The sequence below is a fragment of the Bacillus cereus group sp. BfR-BA-01383 genome, from assembly GCF_022663495.1.
GTDB lineage: Bacteria > Bacillota > Bacilli > Bacillales > Bacillaceae_G > Bacillus_A > Bacillus_A cereus_AU.
The window spans coordinates 1-16,159 of the sequence record NZ_JAKUFP010000001.1; the positions used below are offsets into that span (position 1 = coordinate 1).

Consider the following 16,159-nt stretch of genomic DNA (forward strand, 5'->3'; position numbering starts at 1 on the left):
TCAATGGTGCGGAACCAGTTGTAGCTCCTCATCGATTAGAACGTCAATTTGAAGCGTCAGCCCCAAATGAAAAGTGGTTTACGGATGTAACGTATTTATTATTTGGAGAACGTACATTGTATTTATCAACGATTATGGATGCCTTTAATCGCGAAATTATTAGTTATGTCATCAGTGAATCACAAACTCTAACATTAGCGATGAAGACATTAAAACAAGCAATGAGAGGGCGAAAAGTAAAAGATGTCATCCTTCACTCAGATCAGGGGAGTATTTATACTGCGAAGGAATTTCAAGCGTATGCCAAAGAAAAAGGCATTATCACCAGCATGTCCCGGAGAGGAAATTGCCATGATAATGCCGTCATGGAAAGCTTCTTTGGTCATTTGAAAAGCGAAGCTTTCTATTCACAAAAGATAACAAAAGTATCCAACACAACTGTGCGAAAGATTGTGCTAGAATACATTCATTACTACAATTGTGTGCGAATTCAAGAGAAATTAAACCACCTATCCCCTAAAGAATATAGGGAACAGATGGTTTCGGTGTTTTGATAGGTGTCCCGTTTTCGGGGTTCACTTCACTTTTTCAGAGAGGTTTATTTTTTACCATCCATTTTTTCCAAATACATTAATGCGTCATCTAGCGTATCAACTGGAACAATTTTCATTTTTGTTTTAATATCTTTCGCAGCCTCAAGTGCATCTTTATAATTCGATTTCTCCGCACCTTTTTCATTTGGTGCAAAGAACACTTCAGCTCCAGCATCGCTAGCAGCTACCACTTTTTGCTGAATACCACCAATTGGACCGATTTCTCCTTTTTCATTGATTGTACCCGTTCCAGCTATTTCATGGCCTTTCGTTAAATCTTCTTCTACAAGTTGATTATATATTTCTAATGTAAACATTAAACCCGCTGATGGGCCCCCTATTTCATGGGAGTCGATTTTCACTTTCGGATCTACTACTAATTCTCTTTCCGTAACGATGGAGACGCCTATACCAACACGCCCATTCCCATTTGGGATTGTCTTAACATTTAAATTTTCTTTCAGTTGTTTTCCGCCTCTTTTGTACTCAATACTTACTGTATCGCCTTCTTTTTTCCCTGTCATATATTCAATAAATTGCTCCGTCTTTTCGAATGTTTTTCCATCTACAGCTATGATGACATCCCCAAGTTTAAGCTTCCCTTCTGACGGCATCCCCTTCGACACTCCGGCTACTAATACACCTTTATTTTCAAAAGAAACAGAACGATTTGCACGTTTATAAGCATTGTAAATCGCTGCATTTTGCGAATCTTTCATTGCATAATTTTGGCGGAATTGATATTCTTCATCACTCTCGCCTCTTTGTAGTATTTCTTCCGCCTTCGATACATGTGTATATTTATTAAACTGCGCTGCTATTAAATTCACAACATTTGCTGGCCCCATCGAAACCGTTACAAGCATAAAATCACCAGATTCTTTTGTTCCACCCTCAACTTGAACATACGGCTCTAATTTTGCAGCCATTCCTGGTTTTGTTACATAATACGGTAAACGCACATAAACAAGTAACATCGCCAATATAACCCCTATTAGAATTGCATATATAAACCGAAAACGCTTAAACATTATGTTTCTCCTTCCACTGCTCAATTAATAAATTAATATTTGAAACATGTTTTTCCGCTTCTACTTCTCCGACTCGAATAATATCTTCAATATTTGTAAAAGCACGCGAACTAAATTGTTCTACAGCTGGTCGCATCATTAAATCCGATGCAATTTGTCGATTCATCACAAGCTCATGTTGCATAATTTCAATACTCTGCATAATTACATCGTAAATAGACGTAACCTCTCCATTCACCTTAATTGGAGATACATCAACAGCGATAACAATATCCGCTCCTAACTCTTTCACAACTGATACTGGAATGCGATCAATAACTCCGCCATCCACTAATAATCGTCCATCTATTTTTTCTGGTACAAACACCCCAGGTACAGATATGCTAGCCCTCACCGCATCTGCAACAGGACCACTTGTAAAAACCACTTTTTCCCCCTTCAAGATGTCAGTAGCCACAACAGCCGTCGGGATATCTAACTCTTCTAAATTTTTATTATATGTAAACATTTTAATCATATCTTTGACACGTTTTCCAGCAATAAACCCCATTTTCGGCACCGTGAAATCTAAATAATATTTCCTCTTAAAAACAGTCGCCAGTTTATACAGTCTTTCAATGTTACAGCTAGCTGCATAAAATGTACCTACTAAAGCCCCCATGCTACTTCCTGCAATCATGTGAATCGGTATACCATTTTCCCTTAAAACTTTTATAACGCCAATATGAGCAAATCCTTTCGCCCCACCAGACCCAAGAGCTAAACCGATTTTAGGTTCTTTCATTTTTCTCACCCTTTAATTTTTTTCATCCCTTTTTCATACTTATGGTCTAAATTCACCACGTATCCACGTATACTGAAATGAACGTTTTTTGGGACAAAGGGGGATTTACTTACATGTATGAAAAATGGAAAACGGCTTTCCTTACCATATCAACACTATTTTTAACCTTTTCTCTTGTACTCCACCCCCAAGCTGCTTTGCAAGCTTCCATTCGAGGGTTAAATATATGGTGGGAAGTTGTATTCCCTTCACTATTACCGTTTTTCATCATTGCGGAACTTCTAATTAGCATTGGTGTTGTAAAATTTATCGGCGTTATATTAGAACCACTAATGCGCCCACTTTTTCGCGTTCCAGGGATAGGTGGATTTGTTTGGGCGATGGGAATGGCTTCAGGATTCCCCGCTGGCGCCAAATTAAGCGCTAGACTACGTAAAAGTAATCAACTCACACAAATTGAAGCAGAGCGCCTCGTATCTTTCACAAACTCTTCTAATCCACTTTTTATTTTCGGAGCTGTTTCTATCGGTTTTTTCAATAATCCGAAATTAGGAATTGTATTAGCTGCTGCACATTATTTAAGTAACTTCGCCGTCGGGCTACTAATGCGTTTTTACGGTAATAACACCATTAACACAAATGATAAACACACTACTAAAAAACGTCCTTTTCAAAATCCTTTTTCAATCCTCCACCAGACACGTATGCAAGAAAAAAGACCAATAGGAAAATTACTTGGGGACGCTATCGTTTCTTCTATTCAAACGTTACTTATGATTGGTGGATTTATTATTTTATTCTCTGTTTTAAATAAAATGATTACTGTATTTCATATTACAACAGCCCTTTCTTTTATTATGCAACATATTTTATCATTCTTCCAACTAACTACCGAATTTAGTATTCCGATATTATCTGGCATTTTTGAAATGACACTCGGAAGCCAAATGATTAGTCAAATAAATGAAACACCCCTTCTGCAACAAGCTATGGTAACAAGTTTCATTTTAGGCTTTAGCGGCCTTTCTATTCAGGCACAAGTTGCTAGCATATTAGCTGAAACAGACATCCGATTTAAGCCATATTTTTTTGCACGAATTATCCAAAGTATTCTCGCTCCTATTTTTACTTTTATATTTTGGAAACCATTTTATGAAAAAGTGAGTTCTTTCTCACCTATGCAAAAAAATATTCCCGTATTTTTATCGAATCATTCTTCAATACTGCATGAAATTTGGACATCTTTCGTACACTACGGACCGATATTCACATTATTTTGTTTATATTTATATGTTATCTTGCTATTTTTCCGTAACAATAAAGTGAAACTTTAATCAGCGGGGGTTTTCTTCATCCCCCACTAATTATTAACCTTCACCAATCGGGTTTTTACGGGCAGCAGGGCTTCCACCTAACCTCTTTGCTTTCGCTGAATTTTGAGGTAGGAGGCTTACTGCCCACAAATAGCGGGATAAAGAAAAACCCCGTTCACTTTGACGGGGTTTGAAACTTTTCTTTTAAAGCACGCTCTACAATAGGAGGCACAAGATCTACTACACTTCCTCCATATCTCGCGACTTCTTTCACAATACTCGAGCTTAAAAATGAATATTGGTTGTTTGTCATAATAAAGAAGGTTTCAATGTTTTCATCTAATTTTCGATTCATAGAAGTAATTTGCATCTCATATTCAAAATCAGATACCGCTCGTAAACCACGTAAAATCGCATTTGCATTACGCATTTTTGCATACTCCACCAATAATCCACTATGTGAATCCACTTTTACATTCGGGATATCTTTTGTTGCTTCTCGAATTAATTCTAAGCGCTCTTCAACTGAAAAAAACGGTTTTTTTGATGAATTGTTTAAGACAACTACGTACACCTCATCAAATACTTTTGCTCCCCTTTTAATAATATCCAGATGCCCAAGGGTAATTGGATCAAAACTTCCTGAAGAAATAGCTATACTTGTCATTCTGTCCCCTCACCTTCATACTTATAAATCGATATTGCTGTAATGCCATAATTCTCAGCTCGTACTTTAGCAAGCCTGCCTATAGAATCAGGTAAAACTACGTCATTACCATGCTCCGCCATAATTAGTCCATCACTATGTAGCAATCCATGTTGATCCATCACACTAATTAAAGATACAATTTTTTGCTCTTTATATGGCGGATCAATTAATATAAGATCGAATGATATTTCACGTTTTATAAGTGCCTTTACCGCACGCTCCGCATCATTCCGATATACTTCCGCTTGTTCCTGTATTCTACAACTTTCTAAATTTTGATGAATTACTTTTATTGCTTTACTATCTCGATCAACAAAGATCGCTTTATCAATCCCTCTACTTATGGCCTCAATTCCAAGACCACCACTACCACCAAATAAATCAAGGGCAATACCACCATCAAAATAAGGACCTATCATATTAAAAATAGATTCTTTCACTTTATCTGTCGTTGGACGTGTTGTATTACCAGGCACCGCTTTAAGTGGGTGCCCTTTACATTTACCTGAAACTACTCTCATCTGTTGTCACTACCTTTATTTCAATCTATCGAGCGATTATAGAAAATCCTTCTCAATTCGGTAACCGCTACCAAACTATACTATTCCATGAAGTGTTTCATTCACCTTTCAACTTACAATAAGGAACTTTGGCTTAAAATAACCGCTCGTCATTTTATATATATTCATCTCACCATTTGCTAATACGAACCCATTACGTATATTAGTTCCACTTTACCTTTTTTATCCTATCATAAAATAAAAAAAAGAAAAATAAAAAGCCTAACATAAATTTTAATTTCATTATGTATATCTTCATTTAGATTGGACATAAATAAATATAACAACATCACCTTCGATGTTGTTGCCAACCGCGGAGAAGACTTACGTTTCCCCATAAGTTCTTCCTCCGGTTTCTCCTCTCCCTTTGCCTTCTTGCTAGTACATACTAGCATAAGAAGGGCCCTGCATTGCAGGGTTTTTTTCTTTGTCTACTTTTCATTTAAAAAGTGAGATGGTACAGTAAAAGAAAGAGGAGGAAAAAATATGATTCAACGCTTTATAGAACTCGGAGAAGGCTACTCTGACTTATATGAATTACTTGAAATTGCCAAAGCAAACCAAGAACGCATAACACATATGTTACAATTTGAAACTGTAAAAAACGAACAAAAAGTATGTTCACTTGTTGTAATACTAAAACCTACAACTACTGGTGATTTCCAGCCATTATACATATGTCGTGAAGGCATTCCTGTACTCGAAAATAAAAAAAGCAAACGTGTCGTTTTATTTGAAGAAATGGCAGAACAAATAGGGAAAAAAGTCACTACCTTTACTGTAAAACCGTCAACAACTTTCCCTGAAAAAGAACTATTTTTTAATCATCTAATTGGTATTTTGCGAATGAACAACTTCATTCCTCCAATGAAGTAACACGTTATTTCAAGCGAAAAAACCCCCGCTAAATTTAGCAGGGGTTTTTTCACTTAACTATAATCGTATTCCTTTGCCCGATCAGGACGGGAATTTTCAAATTCCGTTTTTAAAAACGGACGGTACGACTGTTCTATCTTTTTCACAAAAGGAAGCTTGTTCAACTTATGCATCATATGCTCAATTTGTTCCATATCACAATACACAACGGCATATTTTAATCGTTTTGATATGTAATGTATGTTTCCATATTTCCTTAAAATCTTGGCATGTTTCAATGAATGTAAATAAACAATCATACTTTGTCGTTGCCCGAACATAATCTTCTCCATCTTCTCCTTTTTAAAACTTATATTTTATATTATATGAAAACCAATCAGAAATTTATGACACAATTGGACAAACTCTGTATACGTTTTCTTCCATCTTCTAAAAAACGGGGTACATCACCCCGTTTTTTTACAACCGCAACCGCCGCCAGTACCACAGCCTCCACCGCAGCCTCCAGCATCAAAGAATGGATTTCCTGTTGGCACTTTAATGGAAGAAGATACCTCCGAACCGATTGCTACACTCACTTCATCCAATAACTTTTGCAAAGCAGTTTCTGCTCGTTTAAAAGTCGCAATCTTATCATGCAAGTCTACAGAACGCTTTAATTCTCTCATTTTCGTTGACACGATAGTATAGTCAGGGTGGTATTTCCCAAAACGTTGTACTTCCTCATACCGTTCTTTCATCGCTGTAAATTGCTGAATTAGCGCTTGAACTTCCATATCTTCATGCAATTCTTTATAACACTTACGATAATCTTCTGCTATATCTGAACAGATAATCACTTTTGCAAGTTGCTCTGCTTTATCTAATATTAATACGCTTTCTAGCGTCGCTACAATCATGAGAGACACCTCCGAATATCCATCATACCACATTTAGAATAGAACTACTAATTGAAGTGCCTCACTTAAAAGAAAGATAGGATCATAACTATTCTTCACATAATATCCATATAAACTTATGCATTAATATGTTCCGCTATATTATATTTAAGAACATCCCATTCCCCATTACTTTGTTTCACATAACTAATACACGCGTTTTTTAATGGTGTCTTAAACGTAATTTCATCTGGTGCAATTGCATGTAAAATCGCTTTTATTGCATGTGAATGAGCAACAATAATAATACGTTTACCAAAATGAGTTGCTGCAACATCTTCTAAAGCAGCAAAGCAACGAGCTACAATCTCTTCATCTTGCTCCATACCTTCCACTTTGCCCTCTGCAATTAACTCTCTGACAGCCGCAACTGGCTTCCCTGAAGCTTCTCCAAAGTTTCGTTCAACAAATCGCTCATCTAATAAAATCGATTGAAATCCAGCTGCCGCTGCGATTTCCTTAGCTGTCTCTTGCGCTCTAATTAACGGGCTACTTATAATTATATCCCACGGTTCTGGTTGTAAAGCAGCTGCACTTTGACTCGCTTGCTTCTTCCCAACTTCATTAAGCGGAATATCTTCTCGTCCCTGAATAATTTCTTGAAAATTCCAATCAGTTTGTCCATGTCGCACTAAACAAATTTCCGTCATGCTGCAACTCCTTTTTAAATAATCCATTTCTATTGTAACAAAAGTTACGCATGACGGACATATTTTTCATTCCCAATTATGTCGCATTTTGCTGCTTCATATACTGAAACATATCAATCATAATCGAAGCAACAGACAATTGATTTTGAAATTTTTCTACTTTATCTGGTATCGTTTTTTTGAAATGTTGCATTGCGGCTAGCTCAAAAGCCTCTTTTTCTTCGGGGTTTCGCGTTAATTTCCTATACCAGTACGGCTGCTCCCTAATGTAGCGAGATAAATCCTCATCAGCTTTTATAAACTCCATAAGTTCTGCTCTCATCATCTTTCCCCCTAATCCTTCTGAAAGAAAAATGGATTATTTTCTGAAGTACTTTGTTCTTGCTGCTCGCGCTTTCCTTGAAACTGTTGAATGACTTGCTGTACGCTACCAATTGCACTTGTCACATTGGCTAAATGGTGCTGCATTTGTTCCACATCTAGCTTTTTAAAGAAAGAAAGCATTTGCCCCATCACATCAGCAGTTTTTTCCTCTTCAGTTCGATTATCTTTTTCTTTTACTTTCTCATTTTTTTTTGCTGAAGAAAATGCAGGCGCTCCATCAGGTCTATAAGTTGCCCAAATTGGATCTTCTTCACCAACTAAGTACCATTCTTCATAAAATTGTTGCCAAGTTTTCCCACCACTTCTAACCTCATGAACCATTTTAGGGTGATGGTTTACAAACTCTTTAAACTGTTGAACCGATGGATGTAACGGCCCTTTTGTTGTTGGCATAATCCTCACCTCTTCATGTGTTTCTACTATATTGTAAGAAAAAAAAGGCGCATGGTTCGCCTATTTTTAGACGATTCATGCACCTTTTTATCCCGCTATTCGCATACGGTAAGATACCCACCGTACAATTCGGTGAGTCCGAGGGAGTTAGCCGGGGGATTACTTACCCGTAACAGCCCGCTACTTAAAGTTTCACTTTATTTTCGAATAAAGTTTTGTGTATAAAATTTATCATATACCCCAACACCTAATCCGGTAAATTGTTCATTTAATAAATTTTTTCTATGGCCCTCACTATTTAACCAGCCCTGTACCGCCGCAATCCCATCACTATGTTGCGCGGCTATGTTCTCACCAGCAAGTTGAAACCCTACTTGCCCGCGTTGCAAACGATCTCCTAACGTACCTAATGTAGGTGAATCGTGTGAAAAATAATTATTGTCCTTCATATCTTTACTATGACCAATAGCAACATCTGCTGTTGGTTGATCCCATGTTAACAACGGCAATTCATGACGACTTCGAATAATATTTGTTAAATCAAAAATTTGTTGCATATTTCCATTCTCTACTTGTTTCATTTTTTCTGGCGTCAATGGTTGTTCTTCCAATAATTCACCTGAATAAACAAGTTGATACGGCCTTTGTCGTAATAACGTTTCATCATCCATATAACGAACACCAACAAGCTCATGTGTAAAATGATCAAAATATAATTGTGCCCACCCATCTTCTACAGATATTAATGGCTGTTCCATTACTTCGGTATCAGATAACTCAAATTGATAACTATTCTTTCCTCTTTTTAATGAAATCTCATGTGAGAACGGATTCTTTTTATATACTTCTTCATACTTTTCATTTATATAATAAGGCGTCACCTTAACTTGTTCACCAGCAACATACGCCGTTACAACTTTACGTTCAGCAACCCCAAATTGAACATAATGAGCTAAATCTTGATTGTACACCCACCATTCATATCCGTAAGCAGATGGCTCGATTCGAGATGGTTCGCCCCACTTCGCTAATAAGTTTTCAGAATCCCCACCAATCATATTTAAAACAGTGTCTGATGAGTCTTCAATTAATTTCTTTTTCTTTTTCACAATCTTATTTTCTTGCTTTGATTGCGAGGGGGTTAATATATATTGTGAAACGAGTAATTTCCCGTATAAATCAACAGCTAAAATTAAAATTGTAATCATTACGATACGCAATAATTTCTTCAAACGATATACCTCCTGCAAAAAAACATAAAATTGAGATATACACAAATCCTTTTATTTCCTTTTTTGTGTGTACCGTACTCTTCTCACTATATCATATTTTCGTGAAAAAAGTCTGGATTATCCCTTTTCTCTCAATATGAATTGCACTTTCTTATTATTCATACTATTATAAAAATAATGATGTAATATTAAAAAAGGAGGTATTCTATGCAATTTACAAATACGAAATTTAACGGGGCAGTCGTTGATTTAACACTTTTAACTGAAATTATGGAAAATAACCATTTTGTACTTGCTGGACAGTGGGATTATGAACGGGTTACATACGATTATAAATTTGAGATATTAACGGATGTTTATTATTTGCGAGTGCAAGGTATTGCTATTGAAGGTGACATCGGCAGCAGACACGCTGAAGTAAAACTACTCCCTCCCTTATTAGGAAAGCATTATTATCCTCATGGCGTTGAATATGGTGATGATGAGACTTTCCCAACGAATGTACTCCAAAAAAGTGAACAACTCCTTCAAAATGTCGAAAAAGAATTAAAAGAATTTCAAATTATCGAGTAACCAAAAACGAGTGCATCATACTGATGCACTCGTTTTTTATCCCGCATTAACGGGCAGTAAACGCCCGATTGGTTCAACTAATAATCAGTGGGGGATGAACAAAACCCCCACTGATTAAAGTTTCACTTTATTTCGTCTGCAAATAAGGTGGTAATTGTCGCAACTGCTCTTTATCCTTTTCGCGTTCTCTACGTGCCCATCTAAAGAATACATAGCCAATAATCGTACCGTACACTATTTCCTGGACAATTTTCATAATGATACCGCCAGTTTGTTGGTCTTGTACTACTGGCATCCAGTGCAAAAATTCTGGTCCAGTTATATTTAAATCTGATAAAGTTCCTGCTGGTACACATAGTTCCATCGCTTTCATCCAAGCAGCTGAATCCGTATACGTTGCAAATAACGGGGCAGTCGCAAAAATGATTAATGCACAAGCTGGCGTTAATAATATACCGTTAGCAAACATGTAACCCAGTTTTTTTATATCACTTAACGTTTGATATTCTGGTAATGGATTTAGCATCGGCCACCACATCATCATTGCTGCAAAAAACAAAATAGCAAGGCAAATAGGATGTAAAACTTGACTTTGTTTTACAGTATCAAATACAACTGGCAAATGATAAAAAGAAAATAAGCCATTAAATACAAACAAAGCAATGAGTGGTTTTGCACAGATTTTCAACATAATTTGAACAAACTTAAAAGAAGTAATATAACGATATAACCAAACTGGTATACCAAGTAGTAATAAAGGTGGTACTGCAATATACATAATCGCCATTTCAAACATATGTGCACTAAATACAATATGTCCTATTAAATCGATTGGTCCCCCCTTTACAAAATACAAAAGAACAATTCCGATTGTAAAATAGAAAATCTGTTTTTTACTTACTTTAGTCGTATTTTCAAATCGTTCTCTATACGGCCCAATAATTAAAAAGTACCCAATCAAAATCGAAATCATAAACAACATAAATATAGGACTCCATAAAGCTTGAAAACCGAATATCCATAAGTTATCCATTTTCCACACCTACCTTCTGAAAACTGTTTTCTCCTTTCACTTAACGTGAATAGGGGACTGTGATAGCACAAGTCCCCTATGTCTTACTTTTTAAATCCATACAATTGTCATGAAAGCTAATATTGTAATTAGCCCTATTAGCAAGCCCGAATAGAGAAAGAAACTCGCCGCTTCATGTCCTTTATGACTCATATGCATAAAATAATACAATTGAAAAATTACTTGCACCACTGCTAATAGTAAAATAAACGGAACAGAGAAAATCGGACTAAAAGTTTTTGGATATGCCACTGCTACAAATGCAACTAATGTTAGGAAAATCATTAGTGCAAACGTAATAACTTGATGTCTCATTTCCTCTGCACTTTTTCTCTTCCGATAAACAAGATCAACTTTAGGGTTATTCGTTTGTTTGATTACCATTGTTTATCCCACCATTCCCATCAAATATACTACAGTGAAAATAAACACCCAAACTACGTCAATAAAGTGCCAATAAATTGATGCAACATAAAACTTTGGTGCATTGTATAAATTTAAGCCCCGCTTCGCATTTCTAAAGATTAATGTCAATATCCAACACAATCCAAACAATACGTGGAGTCCATGTGTACCAACAAGAGCATAAAATGCAGAGCCAAATGCACTACTTCTCATAGTATGCTTAAATTCATGTGTATAATGATAAAACTCATATATTTCAAATCCCAAAAACCCTAAGCCAAGCAACACTGTTATAAGTAGCCACAGTTTCATTTTCTTGAAGTTGAAATTTTTCATATGATACATTGCATACACACTAGTCAAACTACTTGTTAACAAAAGCATCGTCATGATGAAAACGAGCGGCATTTGAAACATCTCTTGAGATGTCGGCCCACCATTTGTAGAATTCTTTAACGCTAAATATGTGCCAAACAAGGAAGCGAACAACACTGTTTCGCCTCCAAGAAATAACCAAAAACCGACAAACTTATTTTTTCCCTCAAGGGTTGCTTTTTCAGGCTCTGCTGGAAATGTTTCATTCGTTAATTTTTCATCTACATGCATTATGCCTTGCCCCCCTTATCTTCTAAGTCTTCCTTATGAATATGATATCCATGATCATCTTTTACTGAGCGAAGGAACATTGTACCGAATGTAATGATTAAACCTATAATTGCTACTAATAACCAAAATTTATCTTTGCCACCTTGCATGTACATCGCACCAAAAGCGGCTATAAATAGACCTAGAGAAATAACAAACGGTGAAAATGAAGCATTCGGCATATGAATATCACCAACTGGTTCCGCAGCTGTCATCTCTTTATTCCCTTCACGTTTTTCAATCCAGAACGGATCTAACCCGCGAACAAATGGTAATTGTTTAAAATTGTATTCCGGTGTAGGTGCTGGCATTGTCCATTCTAATGTACGTCCATCCCACGGATCACGACCAGCCTTCTCTTTTGATACCGTTGTTTTAATTACATTAAATAGAAGAACAATCGTTCCAAGAGCCATAAAAATCGCTCCAATAGAACTAATCATATTTCCCATTTCCAATCCTTGCCCCTCTAGGTATGTGTAGTAACGACGTGGCATACCAATTAATCCAAGGAAATGCTGAATAAAGAACGTTAAATGGAATCCGACAAAGAATAACCAAAATGTTATCTTTCCTAACGTTTCATTTAACACTTTATTAAACATCAGTGGCCAATAATAATGAGCCCCCGCAAGTAAACCAAATACCACACCACCAACGATTACATAATGAAAGTGCGCTACTACGAAATAGTTATCATGAAATTGATAATCAGCTGGTGCAGATGCAAGCATAACGCCGGTAACTCCACCCATTACGAATGATGGAATAAAAGCTACTGCCCACATCATTGGTGTTGTAAAACGAATACTTCCGCCCCACATTGTAAAGAGCCAGTTGAATATTTTAATACCTGTCGGAACTGCAATCGCCATTGTTGCAACCGAGAAAATAGCATTTGCAACTGGACCAAGGCCCACTGTAAACATGTGATGCGCCCATACCATAAAACCTAAAAATCCAATCAATACTGTCGCAAACACCATCGATGAATAACCAAATAATCGTTTTTTCGAAAATGTCGCGAAGATTTCTGAGAATATTCCGAAAGCTGGGAGTATAAGAATGTATACTTCTGGATGACCGAAAATCCAGAATAGATGCTCCCATATAATTGTATTTCCACCTAATACTGGATTAAAGAAACTTGTTCCAAATAAACGATCTAACATTAAAAGTCCTAATCCTACAGTTAACGGTGGAAAAGCGAATAATATAAGCGAAGATGTGACAAATGTTGTCCATGTAAACATCGGCATACGCATATACGTCATTCCTGGCGCACGCATATTTATAATTGTAACAAGGAAGTTAATACCACCAATTAATGTACCAATACCAGATATTTGTAAACCGAGCACATAAAAATCAACACCATGGCCTTTAGAGGCTAAAGCTAAAGATGCATAAGATGTCCAACCTGCATCTGGTGCTCCACCTAAAAACCAACTTAAATTTAAAAATACTCCACCAAAGAAAAATAACCAAAATCCAAGTGAATTCAAAAACGGGAACGCTACATCACGCGCACCAATTTGCAGTGGTACGGCGGCGTTCATAAATGCAAACACGAGTGGCATAGCTGCGAGGAAAATCATTGTTGTACCGTGCATCGTTAATACTTGATTATAAGCATCCCCAACAAGAAAGGCATTGTTAGGAATCGCTAATTGAAGGCGAATAAATAATGCTTCTAGTCCGCCTACTATAAAAAACAACCCACCTGCAATTAAATAGAGAATGGCAATCTTTTTATGGTCTACTGTCGTTAAATAATCCCATATGACAGCACCCATCCCCTGTTTTTTTGCTACAGAACTCACGTCTTCAACCTCCCCTTCGCGAATAATCCCTCTTTACTTTTCAACTTTTAACGTTTGTAAATATGCATTTAATGCATCAATTTGATCATCCGTTAAGTTGCCATATTTACCAGTCATTTTATTTCCTGGCTTCGTATTTTCAGGATCTTTAAGCCATTTTTTCAAATTTTCTTCATTGTTTTCGGCAATACCGGCAACTGTATCGCGATCAGCAAAGTTCGCTAAGTTTGGTGCGATACGAGCGGAAGGTGGTCTACTATCATTAGATCCAACTGCATGACAACCAATACAACTTTTATTAAATATTTCTTGGCCCTCTTGCGCTTTTGTTGAAGCTACTTCTTTTTTCCCATCAATCTTTTTCATATCAGCAAGCCATTTTTTGTACTCGCTTTCATCTAAAGCTTTCACTTTAAATTGCATTAAAGAATGTGATGGGCCGCAAAATTCTGTACAAAAACCATTATAAGTGCCTGATTTATCTGCCTTTAACCACATTTTGTTCACATTATCTGTGTTGGTATCCATTTTCCCAGCTAAAGATGGAACCCAAAATGAATGTTTAATATCGGCACCCTTCAAATTCAAATACACTTTCTTACCTGTGGGGATGACTAAATCTTGAGAAGTGACTATTTTTTCTGATTTGTAAGAAAATTCCCACCAATAAAGATTCGCTGTTACATCAACAACGATAGTATCTTTATCAATATTCTTTTTCTCCATCGCACTTACATCAGCAAGTTTGAATGTATATGTAACCGTTGGAACAGCTAAGATTAGTAAAAGAATAATCGGAATAACTGTCCATATAATTTCTAGTTTGTGATTTCCTTCAACTTGCTCTGGAATATAATCTTCCTGACCTTTCTTTTGTCGGAAACGCACAATTACATATAAGAAAATAATAGTAACTACTAGTACTACTCCTACCATGATCGCACTTGCTAGTAAGAGTAAATCATATTGCATTTTTGCTACTTCTCCTTGCGGAATTAAAGTAGATTGAAAGGCTTTACCGCATCCCCCTAACAGTAAAGCCAGCAGTGAAACGAACGAAAGCAGTCGCCACTGTTTCTTCATACAAACAACCCCCACTTTCTTTGTGAATTAGATTGTACTTTATAGTTAAGTAAAGTAAATCTCAACGTAAAGAAATCCAATTATGTCGTTGTCTTAGAAGAATGTAACTACAATCATTGATACAAATAAGATTGTTAAATAATTTAGGGAATAAACAAACATTTGTACGGACCATTTGATGTCATCTTTCTTACGGAAGCCATAAAACCCTAAAACGATCCATCCGATGTTAAGCAATGTTGCGATTACCATAAATGTTATCCCAAGTCCACTCATATAAAATGGTAGTGGTAATAAACATACTGTCCAAATCATGATTTGGCGTTTCGTAATTTCAAATCCATGAACTACAGGAAGCATTGGGATTCCTGCATTTCGATATTCATCAACACGTTTCATCGCTAATGCGAGGAAATGTGGGATTTGCCAAATAAACATAATTAAAAATAACATCCAAGCAATTGGATGACCTAAAGTTGGATCAACTGCTGCCCATCCAATTAAAGGTGGAACTGCTCCAGATATACTACCTACAACAGTATTTAATGTATACTTTCTCTTTGTCCATAAAGTGTATAAGACAACATATGTGAAAGCACCAATAAATCCCATTAATACTGCCATCGGTGTTGTTAATAATAAGAATACAAATCCAAGAAGTAATATAACTAATCCAAATGTAAGTGCGAATCCTGGTTTATACTTTCCAGTAACCGTTGGACGTGTTTTTGTTCTTTCCATTAACGGATCGATGTCTCGATCAATATAGTTATTTAAGCAACATACCCCTGCCATAATTAATCCAGAACCAACGATTGTAAAAAATAACTTATCCAGATTGTCCATCACACTTAATCCATTAAAGTGTAACGCCAACCAAAATCCTGTAAATACAGTAAGTGTATTTGAGTTTACAATCCCCATTTTAACGAGCGCTGATAAATCTTGTAACCGAGTTGTTTCCGGTACACTTGTTACAGCTGACTCATCATGCAGCTCACTTGTTGCATGGTTCATCACTTTAACCCCCTCTTAAAACTTTCATCTTTCTTTTTGCGCCTATTTCAAATGAAATAATTCGCTTCTATATAGCAA

Annotated in this window: 20 protein-coding genes; 4 read left to right on the top strand and 16 right to left on the bottom strand. The window is 36.4% G+C overall.

What is annotated here, in order from left to right; all coding sequences use genetic code 11:
* Nucleotides 1-554 (top strand): IS3 family transposase (locus MR065_RS00005; RefSeq protein ID WP_242212033.1); only part of this gene is annotated, 554 nt, incomplete at its 5' end.
* Between the two features lie 44 nt (nucleotides 555-598).
* On the opposite strand, the gene MR065_RS00010 is transcribed toward MR065_RS00005, so the two are convergent.
* A complete protein-coding gene (locus tag MR065_RS00010) occupies nucleotides 599-1,624 on the bottom strand; it encodes a SepM family pheromone-processing serine protease (protein ID WP_097904441.1) in 1,026 nt (341 codons plus the stop codon).
* Entirely contained in the window at nucleotides 1,617-2,408 is a 792-nt protein-coding gene (locus tag MR065_RS00015; RefSeq protein WP_242212034.1) for a patatin-like phospholipase family protein, read from the bottom strand. Before MR065_RS00015 ends, MR065_RS00010 begins: the two co-directional genes overlap by 8 nt.
* 113 nt (nucleotides 2,409-2,521) lie before the next feature.
* Here MR065_RS00015 and ylbJ point away from each other — a divergent pair, with 113 nt between their 5' ends.
* Nucleotides 2,522-3,742: a sporulation integral membrane protein YlbJ gene (gene ylbJ / locus MR065_RS00020; RefSeq protein WP_242212035.1), complete on the top strand. Its 1,221-nt coding sequence runs from the start codon at nucleotides 2,522-2,524 to the stop codon at nucleotides 3,740-3,742.
* Between the two features lie 154 nt (nucleotides 3,743-3,896).
* Here ylbJ and coaD read toward each other — a convergent pair whose 3' ends face one another.
* Both coaD and rsmD read right to left on the bottom strand, forming a co-directional pair.
* Nucleotides 3,897-4,388, bottom strand: a complete 492-nt coding sequence (coaD, locus tag MR065_RS00025) for a pantetheine-phosphate adenylyltransferase (protein WP_097904444.1) — start codon at nucleotides 4,386-4,388, stop codon at nucleotides 3,897-3,899.
* The gene (gene rsmD, locus MR065_RS00030; RefSeq protein ID WP_098267900.1) at nucleotides 4,385-4,951 is read right to left on the bottom strand and encodes a 16S rRNA (guanine(966)-N(2))-methyltransferase RsmD; all 567 of its coding nucleotides are present in this window, start codon (nucleotides 4,949-4,951) and stop codon (nucleotides 4,385-4,387) included. Before rsmD ends, coaD begins: the two co-directional genes overlap by 4 nt.
* A gap of 525 nt (nucleotides 4,952-5,476) precedes the next feature.
* On the opposite strand from rsmD, the gene MR065_RS00035 reads away from it, so the two are divergent.
* Nucleotides 5,477-5,866 carry a DUF7147 family protein gene (locus tag MR065_RS00035; RefSeq protein WP_242212036.1) on the top strand — a complete coding sequence of 130 codons (390 nt, stop codon included), beginning with the start codon at nucleotides 5,477-5,479 and terminating at the stop codon, nucleotides 5,864-5,866.
* A 53-nt stretch (nucleotides 5,867-5,919) separates the two neighbouring features.
* On the opposite strand, the gene MR065_RS00040 is transcribed toward MR065_RS00035, so the two are convergent.
* The 6 genes from MR065_RS00040 to MR065_RS00065 all read right to left on the bottom strand — a co-directional run bounded on the left by MR065_RS00040 (nucleotide 5,920) and on the right by MR065_RS00065 (nucleotide 9,463).
* On the bottom strand, nucleotides 5,920-6,186 hold the full coding sequence (locus tag MR065_RS00040) for a YlbG family protein (protein ID WP_002093356.1): 267 nt from the start codon (nucleotides 6,184-6,186) through the stop codon (nucleotides 5,920-5,922).
* Nucleotides 6,187-6,312: 126 nt separating this feature from the next.
* A complete protein-coding gene (locus MR065_RS00045; protein ID WP_097904447.1) occupies nucleotides 6,313-6,765 on the bottom strand; it encodes a YlbF/YmcA family competence regulator in 453 nt (150 codons plus the stop codon).
* Between the two features lie 116 nt (nucleotides 6,766-6,881).
* A complete protein-coding gene (locus MR065_RS00050) occupies nucleotides 6,882-7,454 on the bottom strand; it encodes a histidine phosphatase family protein (protein WP_242212037.1) in 573 nt (190 codons plus the stop codon).
* Between the two features lie 76 nt (nucleotides 7,455-7,530).
* A complete protein-coding gene (locus tag MR065_RS00055; protein ID WP_097904449.1) occupies nucleotides 7,531-7,776 on the bottom strand; it encodes a YlbE-like family protein in 246 nt (81 codons plus the stop codon).
* An 11-nt stretch (nucleotides 7,777-7,787) separates the two neighbouring features.
* On the bottom strand, nucleotides 7,788-8,231 hold the full coding sequence (gene ylbD, locus MR065_RS00060) for a YlbD family protein (RefSeq protein ID WP_097904450.1): 444 nt from the start codon (nucleotides 8,229-8,231) through the stop codon (nucleotides 7,788-7,790).
* Between the two features lie 197 nt (nucleotides 8,232-8,428).
* Complete coding sequence (locus MR065_RS00065) at nucleotides 8,429-9,463, bottom strand: CAP domain-containing protein (RefSeq protein ID WP_097904451.1); 1,035 nt, start codon at nucleotides 9,461-9,463, stop codon at nucleotides 8,429-8,431.
* A 207-nt stretch (nucleotides 9,464-9,670) separates the two neighbouring features.
* Between MR065_RS00065 and MR065_RS00070 the strand changes: the two genes are divergently transcribed.
* Nucleotides 9,671-10,036 carry a YugN family protein gene (locus MR065_RS00070; protein ID WP_071713180.1) on the top strand — a complete coding sequence of 122 codons (366 nt, stop codon included), beginning with the start codon at nucleotides 9,671-9,673 and terminating at the stop codon, nucleotides 10,034-10,036.
* Between the two features lie 127 nt (nucleotides 10,037-10,163).
* Here the strand turns inward: MR065_RS00070 and ctaG are convergent, their stop codons facing one another.
* From ctaG to ctaB, 6 genes are all read right to left on the bottom strand, one after another.
* Complete coding sequence (gene ctaG, locus MR065_RS00075; protein ID WP_242212038.1) at nucleotides 10,164-11,069, bottom strand: cytochrome c oxidase assembly factor CtaG; 906 nt, start codon at nucleotides 11,067-11,069, stop codon at nucleotides 10,164-10,166.
* Between the two features lie 90 nt (nucleotides 11,070-11,159).
* Nucleotides 11,160-11,492, bottom strand: a complete 333-nt coding sequence (ctaF, locus tag MR065_RS00080) for a cytochrome c oxidase subunit IVB (RefSeq protein ID WP_065382565.1) — start codon at nucleotides 11,490-11,492, stop codon at nucleotides 11,160-11,162.
* A 3-nt stretch (nucleotides 11,493-11,495) separates the two neighbouring features.
* Complete coding sequence (gene ctaE, locus MR065_RS00085; RefSeq protein WP_000557857.1) at nucleotides 11,496-12,119, bottom strand: cytochrome c oxidase subunit III; 624 nt, start codon at nucleotides 12,117-12,119, stop codon at nucleotides 11,496-11,498.
* Nucleotides 12,119-13,954 (bottom strand): cytochrome c oxidase subunit I, encoded by a 1,836-nt coding sequence (ctaD, locus tag MR065_RS00090; RefSeq protein ID WP_242212304.1) that lies wholly within the window; start codon nucleotides 13,952-13,954, stop codon nucleotides 12,119-12,121. The genes ctaE and ctaD overlap by 1 nt, the downstream gene beginning before the upstream one ends.
* 60 nt (nucleotides 13,955-14,014) lie before the next feature.
* Nucleotides 14,015-15,064, bottom strand: coding sequence for a cytochrome c oxidase subunit II (gene coxB, locus MR065_RS00095; protein WP_242212039.1), 1,050 nt, complete (start codon nucleotides 15,062-15,064; stop codon nucleotides 14,015-14,017).
* 93 nt (nucleotides 15,065-15,157) lie between these two features.
* Nucleotides 15,158-16,081 (bottom strand): protoheme IX farnesyltransferase, encoded by a 924-nt coding sequence (gene ctaB / locus MR065_RS00100; protein ID WP_097904455.1) that lies wholly within the window; start codon nucleotides 16,079-16,081, stop codon nucleotides 15,158-15,160.
* Nucleotides 16,082-16,159 lie beyond the last annotated feature (78 nt).